Here is an 11,858-nt window from a genome sequence, read left to right as displayed (position 1 = left end):
GTTGCACCCATGACAGAGCCGTCACAGGTCGAGACCGTGCGGGGGCCGGTCTCGACGAGCGACCTGGGTGTGGTGCTCATGCACGAACACGTCTTCATCCTGTCGCAGGAGATCATCAACAACTATCCCGAAGGCTGGGGCGACGGGGATGCCCGGGAGGCCGACGCCGTCGCCAAGCTCAACGAACTGAAGGCCCTCGGGGTGGACACCATCGTCGACCCGACCGTCATCGGACTCGGCCGCTACATTCCGCGCATCCAACGGGTGGCCGCGCAGACCGACCTGCAGATCGTGGTGGCCACCGGGATCTACACCTACAACGACGTCCCGATGTATTTCCACTTCGCCGGACCGGGAACGCTGTTGGACGGCCCGGAGATCATGACCGAGATGTTTGTCCGCGACATCACCGAGGGCATCGCCGACACCGGCGTGAAAGCCGCAATCCTCAAGTGCGCCACCGACGAACCCGGGGTGACCCCCGGCGTCGAGCGGGTGCTGCGGGCGGTGGCCCAGGCCCACAAGCAGACCGGTGCGCCGATCACCACCCACACGCACGCGCACAGTCGGCGCGGCCTGGACCAGCAACGCATCTTCGCCGAGGAGGGCGTCGACCTCAGCCGGGTCATCATCGGGCACAGCGGGGACACCACCGACCTCGGTTACCTCGAGGAGCTGATCGCCGCCGGGTCCTACCTCGGCATGGACCGGTTCGGCTTGGATAGCTTCCTGCCCTTCGACGACCGCGTCGACACCGTCGTGCGGATGTGCGAACGCGGGCATGCCGACAAGATGGTGCTGTCCCACGACGCGTCCTGCTACATGGACTGGCTGCCCGAAGAACTCGTGCCGGTGGCCATGCCCAACTGGCACTACCGGCACATCCACAACGACGTGCTGCCCGCGCTGCGCGAACGCGGCGTGACCGACGAGCAGATCACCACCATGCTGGTGGACAACCCCCGCAACATCTTCGCAAAGCAAGGTGCCTATGAGTGACCAGACTCCCGCGCTCGGGTACCGGCTGAGCCAACTCGCCGCCGAGGCGCCCGAGCACCCCGCCGTGTCCTGTGACGGCCGCACCATCACCCGTGGTGAGTTGGAGTCGGCGTCGAACCGGCTGGCCCGCGCCTACGCCGAATTAGGGGTCAAACAAGGCGATTACGTGACGATCGCGGTCGCGAACTCGATCGAGTGGGTGCAGGCGACGGTCGCGGTGTGGAAGCTCGGCGCGATACCGCAACCGCTGTCGCCGCGCCTGCCCGACGCCGAGTTCGAGGGGCTGCTCGACCTGAAGCCGCGCGCCCTGCTGGTCGGCCGCCCGGACCCGCGCGGCCTGGTGCCGTCGGTGCCCGCCGACTTCACCGGGAGTACCGACCTCTCCGATGATCCACTGCCCGAAGCGGTTTCACCGGTGTGGAAGTCGATCGCCTCCGGTGGCAGCACCGGACGCCCGAAACTGATCGAGGCCGGCGGCGACAGCCGCTATCCGGCCGACCTGGTCGCCATGGGGATGGGCAATCAACCGACCGACACCCAGTTGGTGCCGGTTCCGCTGAGTCACAACACCGGATTCACCTCGGCCACAATTGCGTTGGCAACCGGACAGCATCTGGTGCTGCTACCGCGGTTCGATCCGGAGCGCTTCCTGCGGGTGATCACCGACTACCGGGTCAACTACCTGACCACCGTGCCGACGATCATGCAGCGGCTCCTGCCGGTCTATCACGCCAACCCCGATGCCTACGACCTGTCGTCACTGCGCCGGCTGTGGCACGTGGCCGCTGTGTGCCCGCCGGCCGTCAAGCAGGCATGGATCGACCTGCTCGGTCCGGACGCGGTGTGGGAACTGTACGGCGGCACCGAACTTCAGGCACTGACGTTCATCAGCGGAGCCGAGTGGCTGACCCATCGCGGATCGGTCGGTCGCGTGGTGGCCGGAGAGATGAAGGTGCTCGACGACGACGGCAACGAATGCCCACCGGGAGTGCTCGGCGAGATCTACATGCGCCCCAACCCGGGCTCCGCGCCCACCTACCGCTACATCGGCAGCACCGCCAAATCTCGCGACGGCTGGGACTCACTCGGCGATCTCGGCTGGTTCGACGGCGAAGGCTACCTGTACCTCGCCGACCGCCGGGTCGACATGTTCACCGTCGGTGGCCGCAACACCTATCCCGCAGAGATCGAGAGCGCGCTGTCCGAACACCCCGCGGTGCTGTCCTGTCTGGTCGTCGGGGTGCCGCACGAAGACCTCGGTCAGGTGCCCTACGCGCTGGTGCACACCAACGATGCGCTCACCGAGGAAGACGTCAAGGCGTTCGTGGCGCAGCGGCTGGCCGACTACAAGGTGCCGCGCACGGTGGAGTTCGTCGACACCCCGCTGCGCGACGATGCCGGCAAGGCCCGTCGGTCGGCGGTCCGCGACGAGATCGTCGCCCGCCTTCGGGGTTAGCTGCCCGCCACCTGCTCCTGCCAGGAGCGGGCGGCGAGCAGTTCGGGAACCAGGACTTCGGTGAGCAGCCGCACGTCGTCGTCATCATCGCCTGGGTAGCGCAGTTCGAACTGCGCGCCCGGCAGACTGCCCCCCACCGCCACCACCGTGCTGTCGCGCGCCGCCGTCCACTCCGAGAGTTGCGCCTCCCACTCCGAGCCGGCGAACACCAGCAGCCGGTAGTCGGTCGACTTGGTGAGGTAGACGTCGACGTGGCTCCAGTCGCCGGTCTCGCACCCGACGGCGGCGCGGCGCGGACCTTCCCGAAGCATCAGCGCACCCTGCTGGGCCGAGCAGAACCGATGCGCGGGTGCGGCCAGGTGGGTGCCCGCGGGGCCGAGCAGGAGCTCGGCCAGCCGGGGACGCCACGCAGACTCGGTGTCCAGCAGGTGTTCAGTTGCGTTGGCGGCCTTGAGGATCGAGCGCACCAGGCAATCGGCACTCTCCCCGGCCAGGTGTAGTTCCAGCGCCATCATCAAGGCCAGCGTGTGCTGATAGCTGCGGCAGGCCACGCCGCTGTCCTCGCGATCGGCCATCAAATCGACAACGGAATCGCAGTACTCGACGATGGGCGAGCCGGCAGTGTTGGTGAGTGCCACCGCGTGCACCCCATCAGGTATGCGGCGCAGCGCGTCCAGTGTTTCCGCCGACCCTCCACTCGCAGACGTCGCCACGACCAGGGTGCCCGGTCCCCACGCGGGTAGCAATCGGGATGACGCCAGGTCGGCCACGGCAATGAGACCTCGCGCCCGCATCCGCGCTGCGGCGACGCCACCGGCATAGGCCGAGGACCCCATTCCCACCAGCAGCACCCGCTCGATCCCCTGGGGAACGACACCAGCCCACGGACTGGACTCGGAAAGTCGATCGGCGAGCCGGCGTAACACCTCGGGTTTGCGCGCGAGATCTGCAGCGAATCCATCGGGGTTCACCCGGATATCCTCTCGTCGAGCAACATCGGCAGCGCCGCATCGGGAACATACATCCAGCGCCGAAGGTGTCGTGATGCATACACCACCTCACGCAACACCTGCTGTAACCGGAACGCAGCCAACGGTGCGGGATCGAACAGCTCGGCGCACCCCAACTCGGCGAGGTCACGAGTGTAGTTGAGCAGGAATGTTTCTCGGGCGCAGCGCTCCACTTCGACCAGCGCTTGGGGATCGACTCGGTGGTGGCGCTGCGCGACGATCGCCGCGTGCGTCAGCGACTGCATGAATCCGGCCACGTCGAGTGCCGCCGGGATGGGCAGGGCGCGCTCAGCCGCGGGCAGCACCGGATTGCCGTCGAAATCGGTGACCCGGTATCCACCGGCATACTGCAATATCTGGCCGACGTGCAGATCACCGTGTCCTTCGATCACCGGCGTGCCCGGCAGCCCGCCCAGCGTGCTGAGGGTGTCCTCGATAGTCGTACGCCGTTGAGTGAGAGTCTGTTTGACGGCTGCATCGTCCACCGATGCCGCTTCGCGCAGCGTGTCCAAGGCGGAACTGCACCAGCGCTCGGCGTCGACCCGCGATGCCGTCGAGACCGTGCCGGCCAGCGCAGCGTGCAGCTCGGCAACGACGGTACCGACCTCGGCCACCGCCGAGACGACGGCGTCACACTGTGGGTCCCGGCCGCGCGCGCCCGCCGCGATCAGCTCCACCGCCCACGTCCAGCCGTCGACCGCGTCGGGCAGGTACTCGTCGACACTGACCACGAGGGTCGACGCGCAGCCGTCGGGCTGCCAGGTCACGATCCCCCATGGTGCCGGCATGGAGCGAAAACCGTTGGCCCGTAACACCTCGATGCGATGCGGCGCCGGGTGCGGACCCGCTTGCAGATGCGTAGCCCACTTGACCACCGCTTCGTCGCCGACAATCACCGATTCGTTGGTCTGGTCCACCGTGATCGGCCGCTCTCCTCGTGCGCTGCGCGCCGACCAGGCGCGCACGGTGAACGCTCCGCTGCGAGTGGACGCGGGCGCCACAGCCAACATCGCGAGCAGCGCTTCGGCGACACCGTCACCCGCGCGCGCGCGTCGCCATGACCCATCTGATCGGCGGATCTGCGGAACGGCAGCCAGACCATCCGGTGTACTGATGATCGAAAGCCGTTTGCCCTCGGCCAGATTCAGCGAGTCGCGTTCACCATCCATCGGAAATCACTCCGCCGCGGCGCAATGCTCCCGACCCACCCGTTCGATGACGTCGGCCCCCACCCTCAGGCCGTCGCGGGCTCGGATCGCCTCGCCCATCGATGCCATCCGCTCACGAAGCGCGGTATCAGCCAGAACGGTATCTACCGCGCCGACGAGCTCGTCATCGGTGAAGGTGTAGGTGTCCAGACGGACGCCGAAACCCAATTCATCAATACGCTGGGCATTTTCGTATTGATCCCAGAACAGCGGGAGCACGACGAGCGGCTTACCGAAGTGCAGAGATTCGGTCACGGTGTTGTTGCCGCCGTGGGATATCACCAGATCGACCTGCGGAATGATCTTCGTCTGCGGCAACATCTGCTCACCGACCATGTTGTCCGGCAGTGCGATTCGATCGGCTTGCGGTCCCTTGCTCACGATGAACCGGTGCTCGGTGGAGCCCAGCACGTCGATCAGCCGCCGCATCAACTCGACGTCAGCACCACCCAGGGAGCCCAGCGACAGATAGATCAGTGCACTGTACGGCGGACGGTCGGCGACCTGTGCAGGCACCTGATAGTCCGCGTCGGTCTCACGCACGCTGGAATCCATGCGTACCCACGTGGAATCCAGTGGACGGGCCGCTACGTAGTCGGCCTCCATCGGATACACGTACAGGTTGGCGGCGTTGTCACGCGGCATGAATTCCAAATCGGGCAGCGCAGCGGCGCCCTGCTGCTGGACCCAGTCGTTGAAATCCGACCACATCGCGCGATGGGTGCGGTCGAACTCGGCGCGGTAGGCGGCCCACTGCGACCGGTCGGCACTGGGAAGTCCGGAGAATGGCGGCGGCACGTCAGGACCCGGCACTTCGAGAGGACTACAGGAGACGATCCGCACAAACGGGGCACCCGCGCACACCAGAGCGGGAAAGAGCACCACGTTGTCTTCGACGATGACGTCGGGCCGATGCCGCGCCACGATCTCGCGCAGCCGCGGCTCACAATATTTCGCGCCGTCGATCAGCGCCTGGTACGTCGGCTGGATGAACGTTTGGAGTTGGCTGATCGTCGGCTTACGAAACTCCGGGGCCGTCTCGGCGATGAAGTCGGTCCAGAATTTGCCCGGATCCTCGTCCGCCGGCCCGTCAGCCGGCTCGGCCAAATCCACCAGCTCTTCGATGAAGCCCAGCTGGGCAAGTTTGCCTGCCCACGAACTCTCGGCGGCGAAGACGATCCGGTGGCCGCGCTGCTGCAAGATGGCGGCCAGACCGATGCACTGGTTCGTCGGGCCGTACGCCGATTCGGGCCAAAACATGATGGTCAACGGCTCAGTCATGGCGATCCCTTCGGCAGCAACATCTTCAGCACAGATCTTCGCTCACGAACTCGGCTGGCGCTTTCGGGCTACAGCACCAACCCGGGAGAAGATTGTCAATTTTCTTACGTCCTGACCCGATCCGCACATCCGCCGGAGCGGCCAGCTAACGTCTGCGGTAGCCCCTGACATGGCGCCGTCGAAAAAAGTTGCGGCGTGCCTCCACTTCTGCGCGGGAGCAACCCCAATCCTGGCCGGAGGCTGCATGGACAACATGACCCCGCCCGGCATCGGCACGTCGATCGACAGTCCATGGGATGCCGTGCCGCATCCCGTGCTGGTCGTCGACACATCGGGTGCGGTCAGCGCGATGAGCTCGGCGGCTCGCACACTGTTCCCCGGACTGTCCCCGGGCGTCGCGGTGGAGGGCAACGTCCCCGCCTGGTTCGCATCCGCCTGCCGACAGCAGAGTGCACTGGCGTCGGATCAAGAGCCGGCCAGGGGAAGCGCCCCCGGTGCCGCTGACGGCCGCGAGTTGTCGGCGCACCCGACCCTACTGCCGGGCGGCGACGTCGCGTGGTGGTTCCTGAGCGACGCGGACCGATCGCTCCAGCTGGCCGAGCACGCGTTGCAGCGCGAACGCAAGCACGCTGCGTTCCTCGACGAGGCGTCGGCGGTGCTGACCGTGTCGTTGAACGTCGACCGCTGCATGGAAGCCACCGCTCGGATGGCGGCCCGTCACCTCGCCGACGCCGCCGTCGTCGTCGGCCCGCACACCGGCCTGATGCTGCCGGTGTTCTGCGCCGCGACCGACGGAGCGGTCCAGCAACGTGACATCGCCACGGATCCGGCAGACGTCGCCGGGCTCAGCGAGGCCCTGCGCGGATTCCCGCCGGTCCCCTCCCGCTGGATCGACCCGACGACGGTGCCGGACTGGCTGATTCCGGACGGATTCTCCGGCTCGGTGGGGTCGGTGGTCATCACGCCACTGCCCGGCCACGGCATCCCCGCGGGCGCGCTCATCCTCCTGCGGCGCAGCACCCACTGCGCGTTCACCGAGGGCGAGGAACTGCTGGCCCGACTGTTCGCGGCCCGCGCCGGAGCGGCGCTGTCCTCGGCCCGGCTCTACGCCGAACAGTCCGCGATCACGACCACGCTGCTGCGCGAACTGCTCCCGCCGCAGCTGCACCGCATGCACGGCTTCGAGCTCGCCGGACGGTACCGGGCATCCGAAGATCACCAGCTCATCGGCGGCGACTTCTACGATGTCCACCCCGCCGCGACACCGGACGAAGAAACGCTGGTGGTGCTGGGCGACGTCTGCGGGAAGGGCCTGGAGGCGGCCGTGCTGACCGGCAAGATCCGCAACACGCTCCAGGCGCTGGCGCCGCTGGCCGAGCAGCACGAGGACGTGCTCAAACTGCTCAACAACGCGCTGCTCTCGCCGGACAACAGCCGGTTCGCCACGCTGGTGCTGGCGTCGATCACGCACCGTGACGGCCAGCTGCGGCTGCGCCTGACCTGTGCCGGCCACCCCGCCCCGCTCATCGCCCGCGCCGACGGGACCATCGAAACGGCCGATACCCGCGGCATGCTGGTCGGCGCGCTGCCGACATTCCGGGCCCGGACCTTCGACACCTGGCTGGCGCCCGGTGAGACCTGCCTGCTCTACACCGACGGCATCACCGAAGCGCGCGGCGGCCCACTGGGCACCGACCTGTTCGGCGAAGAGCGGCTGGCATCGGCGTTCCGCCAGTGCTCCGGCCTGCCCGCCGAAGCTGTGGTCGAGCGCATCATGATGCTCACCTCACAGTGGGTGGACCGTCGTCCGCACGACGACATCGCCGCCGTGGCCATCACCGCTCCGCGGCGCAACCACCTCTCGGCCGTCGACGGCCACACCGCGGGCCGGTACACCGCATGACGGGAATCGACACCGAGGTCGACGTCCGCGACCAGCTCTGGGAAGCGGCGCTTGCCGGCGACGAATATGCCACTGCCGCCGTGGTTTTCGCCGCGCTCGACGCCGGCATGCCGGCCGAGGACGTGCTGCTCGACGTCGTCGCGCCGGTCCAGTTTCGGGTGGGTACCGAGTGGGCGGCCAACCGGATCACGGTCACCGAGGAACACTGCGCGACGGCGATCAACGACCGCGTGATCGGCGCGCTGGCTCATCACCCGTCGTCACGCAGTGCGGCGACGACCGGGCGGGTCACGGTCGCCTGCGTCGACGGCGAATGGCATGCCCTGCCCGCCCGGCTGCTCGCCGAGGTTCTGCGGATCCGGGGCTGGCAAGTGGATTTTCTCGGCGCGCAGGTCCCCACCCCGCACCTGGTCGCACACCTGCACCGGCGCGGGCCCGATGCGGTCGCACTGTCCTGCTCGATTCCCAGCCGGCTGCCGGTGGCCCACGTCGCGATCACCGCATGCCAGGCCGCGGGTGTCCCGGTGATCGTCGGCGGCGCCGCCTTCGGGCCGGATGGCCGCTACGGCCGTCAGCTAGGTGCCGACGCCTGGGCGCCCGACGCCCGCGCTGCGGCAGAAACGTTGGCGCACGGTCTATCTCGGGTGCCCGTGGCAGGCGGTGCGCATCTGCTGACCGACCTCCCGCATCTGGCGGATCAGGAATACACGATGATCTCCGGTATGGCTCCGCAGCTGGTGTACGCCACCGTCGGTGAACTGGAACGCCGGCTGCCCGATATGCAGACCTACACCGACGCCCAGCGCCAGCACACCACCGAGGACATCGGATACATCGTCGACTTCCTCGCCGCCGCTCTCTACACCGACGACGACGAGCTGTTCGCCGGGTTCATCAGCTGGACCGCCGACGTGCTGTGCGCACGCGGCGTGCCAGCCGCCGCGTTGCCGCCCGCGCTCGACGTGCTGCTGGCCCAACTTCCGGATTTCCCTCGCGCGCAACGTATTCTGCGCACTGCCCGAATCACCTTGGCCGCCAAGGCCACCGACCCCACTCAGATGCCATGAAACTGACATTGACCCTCGACACCCCGCATACGGCACGGCTGCACATCAGCGGAAACCTGGATTTCGTCACGGCGCCGGAGCTTCTCGACAACGCCTCCGAGGTGATCGCCCAGCACGACCAGTTGCGGCACCTTCACCTGGATCTGGGCGACCTCGACTTCTGCGATTCAGCGGGCCTGTCGGTGCTGATCCTCATCGACCGGCAGACCGCCGAGCGCCGAGTGCGTCTGCACCTCGACAATCGGCCCGAACAGCTCGACCGCATCTTGCAGGTGACGGGTTTGTCCGAGCATTTCGCGTCGGTCCCCGCCGCCGAGTCGTCACCGCAGTCCGGGGAGGGAACCCAAGACGAGACGGTGGGCTGAGGCGGGCCGAGTCAGCGCGCGATCACCGGCTCGGGTGCGTCGCTGACCGAGCTGTCCAGCGGCGGCACCGGCGCCTTCTTGCGATACTCCCAGCGCCGCAAAGCATTCCGGCATGGCGACTCGATCAGGGCGTAGCTGACCGCCGCCATCGCGAAGCCCAGTATCAGCGTCAGCACCAGCGTCACGATCAGGTTGCCGTTGAACATGAACCGGCCGACCATCGGGAACACCATCACCAGCGCGGCCAGGTGCCAGACGAACAGCCCGTAGGACCACCGGCCCAGGGTGACCATGAACCGGCTGCCGAGAATCGGGTGCGGGGTGTCCGGCCGGTCGAGCACCAGCGGCGCCAGCAGGGCGCCGGCCACGATGGCTCCCATCGACGTGCGAATCACGAACTGTCCCAGCGTCGCCGGGACCAGATCCTTCGGGCCGGCCAGCGGTGAGGCCGAGATCAGATAGGCCACCAGCGCGATGCCGAAGATGGCCAGGCGGTTTCGGGCCAGTTTGTGCGCCCACCCCAGCGGGCTGACCGTCCACTCGGCCAGCAGCATGCCCGCCGCGAACCAGGAGGCGTAGGCCGGCGGCCAGTTCAGGAAGTTGACGCCTTGGGCGGTGTGGATCGGCAGCAGGCCCCAGCCGAGGCTGGCCAGCGCCACGGCCGCGATCACCGGGACCCGCGCCCGCACCGGCAACTGGCGGGCCAGGAACGCCAGGATCGGCAGCGCGAGGTAGAAGCTCACCTCGACCGACAGACTCCACATCTGGGTCAGCCCTGCGGTCAGCGTGAGCGGAACGTAGACCTGGGTCAGCGTCAGGTTGGCCCACCACACCGTCCAGCTGGCGTGGTTGGCCTCCGGCAGCAGCGTCAGGATGACGACGACCGCCACCACGTACCCGGGCATGATGCGCACCAGCCGCGAGCGCAGGTAGTGCCCGGTGGGTGGCCGCTTGCGCAGGTCCCGGGCCGCGGCGGCGTGCCCACGCCACAGCAGGAAGCCCGACAGCGCGAAGAACACCGCGACCGCCAGGTCGAAGCGGTGCAGCAGGCGTCCGATCACCGCACCCGTGGTGCCGGTCTGGAAGGCCACGTGGGTGAGCACCACGCCCATGGCCGCGCAGGCGCGCATCCCCTCGACGGCGGGCAGAAAGCCACGGGTGCCCCCGACCTGCTCCGCCTCACGTGCCATGGCTGCCAGTGTGCGCCGAAGTCAGCTGGCCCGCGAAAGTGGGTACACCTGGCCTGCGGTGGTGACCTCCTAATCAGCCGACGCCTCGGGCTGGACTGTTAGGGTCAGACTTCGGTTTGCTTCGCCGTCAGGCGGGACACGGCATGATCGCGAATGAGGAGGCCACGGCAGCGTGAATCGCGCAGGCATGGTGCGTATCGCGGCATTCGGCATCATCGGGCTCGGAGCCGCCCTCCTGATCGCCGCGTTGCTGTTGACGACTTACACCTCCGGCAAGATCAAGAAGATCCCGCTCGACATCGACGAGACGCTCGTCAGTGACGGCACCGGCAGCGCGCTGGATCCGTCGTCGCTAGTGGGTACGAAGTTCATCGTCGACAAGAACGTGCCCCTGGTGTCGCAGCAGCAGATCACCGTCGAGTCGCCGGCCAACGCCGATGTGGTGACGATGCAGGTCGGCACCAGCGTGCGGCGCAGCGACAAGCAGCAGGACAACGGGCTGCTGCTCGCCATGGTCGACACGGTGACCGTCAACCGCAGCACCGCACTGGCGGTGTCCGACGACACCCACCCGGGTGGCTCGGTGCAGAAGCCGCGGACCATCGAGGACAACAAGCCGCCGACGAACATCGCGCTGCCGCACGAGGGCCTGGCCTACCGCTTCCCGTTCGACACCGAGAAGAAGACGTATCCCTACTTCGACCCGATCGCGCAGAAGGCGTTCGACGCCAACTACGACGGGCAAGAGGACGTCAACGGGCTGACGACCTACCGGTTCACCCAGAACGTCGGCTATGACGCCGACGGCAAGCTGGTCGATCCGATCAAGTACGCCTCGCTCTACGACAAGAACGAGGACGGCGAGGTGACCGCGCGGGCCGAGCTGTGGGGTCTGCCCGGTCCGCCGGAAGAGCCGGTCACGATGACCCGCTACTACGCCGCGCAGCGCACGTTCTGGGTGGACCCGGTGACCGGCGTCATCGTCAAGTCCACCGAGCACGCCAACCACTACTACGCCCGCGATCCGCTGAAGCCGGAGATGGAACTGGCCGACTACAAGGTCACCTCCAACGAACAGACCATCGAATCCCGGGTGGCCTCCGCCCGCGACGAGCGCGACCGCGTGGGCCTCTGGTCACGGGTGCTGCCGATCAGCTTCACCGCGGCCGGCCTGGTGGCCCTGGTCGGTGGCGCGCTGCTGGGGACGTTCAGCCTGCGGGCTGAGTCTGCGTTGATCGATCCGGGCCTGGACACCGCCGACCACGGATTCTTCGGCAAGGACGAGACGGGCCCGATGCCCGCCGCCGAAGCCCAGACCGAGAAGCTGCCCGCGGCCAGACCCGATCTGGAGCCTCCGCCGCCGCAACGGTGAGTAAGGC

10 protein-coding genes are annotated in these 11,858 nt (G+C 67.7%); 6 read left to right on the top strand and 4 right to left on the bottom strand.

The genetic code is table 11. The annotated features are described in order from the left end of the window. Nucleotides 1-9: 9 nt before the first annotated feature. On the top strand, nucleotides 10-999 hold the full coding sequence (locus tag K0O64_RS01575) for a phosphotriesterase family protein (RefSeq protein ID WP_071948073.1): 990 nt from the start codon (nucleotides 10-12) through the stop codon (nucleotides 997-999). Beyond that, nucleotides 992-2,455, top strand: coding sequence for an AMP-binding protein (locus tag K0O64_RS01570; RefSeq protein ID WP_220045953.1), 1,464 nt, complete (start codon nucleotides 992-994; stop codon nucleotides 2,453-2,455). The genes K0O64_RS01575 and K0O64_RS01570 overlap by 8 nt, the downstream gene beginning before the upstream one ends. Here K0O64_RS01570 and K0O64_RS01565 read toward each other — a convergent pair. Genes K0O64_RS01565 through K0O64_RS01555 form a run of 3 tightly spaced genes read right to left on the bottom strand, consistent with a single transcriptional unit; the run spans nucleotide 2,452 to nucleotide 5,954 of the window. Then, a complete protein-coding gene (locus K0O64_RS01565; RefSeq protein ID WP_220045952.1) occupies nucleotides 2,452-3,426 on the bottom strand; it encodes an SIS domain-containing protein in 975 nt (324 codons plus the stop codon). The two genes, K0O64_RS01570 and K0O64_RS01565, sit on opposite strands and share 4 nt — an antisense overlap. Next, a complete protein-coding gene (locus K0O64_RS01560) occupies nucleotides 3,423-4,634 on the bottom strand; it encodes a glucosamine kinase (protein WP_071948076.1) in 1,212 nt (403 codons plus the stop codon). Before K0O64_RS01560 ends, K0O64_RS01565 begins: the two co-directional genes overlap by 4 nt. Nucleotides 4,635-4,640: 6 nt before the next feature. Continuing rightward, nucleotides 4,641-5,954, bottom strand: coding sequence for a glycosyltransferase (locus tag K0O64_RS01555; protein WP_220045951.1), 1,314 nt, complete (start codon nucleotides 5,952-5,954; stop codon nucleotides 4,641-4,643). Nucleotides 5,955-6,198: 244 nt separating this feature from the next. Here K0O64_RS01555 and K0O64_RS01550 point away from each other — a divergent pair, with 244 nt between their 5' ends. From K0O64_RS01550 to K0O64_RS01540, 3 genes are read left to right on the top strand one after another with little or no spacing between them, the layout of a single operon-like run. After that, nucleotides 6,199-7,857 carry a GAF domain-containing SpoIIE family protein phosphatase gene (locus tag K0O64_RS01550; RefSeq protein ID WP_220045950.1) on the top strand — a complete coding sequence of 553 codons (1,659 nt, stop codon included), beginning with the start codon at nucleotides 6,199-6,201 and terminating at the stop codon, nucleotides 7,855-7,857. Beyond that, nucleotides 7,854-8,924, top strand: coding sequence for a cobalamin B12-binding domain-containing protein (locus K0O64_RS01545; RefSeq protein WP_220045949.1), 1,071 nt, complete (start codon nucleotides 7,854-7,856; stop codon nucleotides 8,922-8,924). Before K0O64_RS01550 ends, K0O64_RS01545 begins: the two co-directional genes overlap by 4 nt. Then, complete coding sequence (locus tag K0O64_RS01540) at nucleotides 8,921-9,289, top strand: STAS domain-containing protein (RefSeq protein WP_071948080.1); 369 nt, start codon at nucleotides 8,921-8,923, stop codon at nucleotides 9,287-9,289. The genes K0O64_RS01545 and K0O64_RS01540 overlap by 4 nt, the downstream gene beginning before the upstream one ends. 11 nt (nucleotides 9,290-9,300) lie before the next feature. Here the strand turns inward: K0O64_RS01540 and K0O64_RS01535 are convergent, their stop codons facing one another. Beyond that, nucleotides 9,301-10,479 carry an acyltransferase family protein gene (locus tag K0O64_RS01535; protein ID WP_071948081.1) on the bottom strand — a complete coding sequence of 393 codons (1,179 nt, stop codon included), beginning with the start codon at nucleotides 10,477-10,479 and terminating at the stop codon, nucleotides 9,301-9,303. A gap of 172 nt (nucleotides 10,480-10,651) precedes the next feature. Here K0O64_RS01535 and pgfA point away from each other — a divergent pair, with 172 nt between their 5' ends. Continuing rightward, nucleotides 10,652-11,851, top strand: coding sequence for a cell envelope lipid trafficking protein PgfA (gene pgfA / locus K0O64_RS01530; protein WP_071948082.1), 1,200 nt, complete (start codon nucleotides 10,652-10,654; stop codon nucleotides 11,849-11,851). Nucleotides 11,852-11,858 lie beyond the last annotated feature (7 nt).

The sequence above is a fragment of the Mycolicibacterium pallens genome (assembly GCF_019456675.1).
Classification (GTDB): domain Bacteria; phylum Actinomycetota; class Actinomycetes; order Mycobacteriales; family Mycobacteriaceae; genus Mycobacterium; species Mycobacterium crocinum.
The sequence above is the reverse complement of the archived record's forward strand: the minus strand, read 5'-3'. Positions and strand labels throughout refer to the sequence as shown.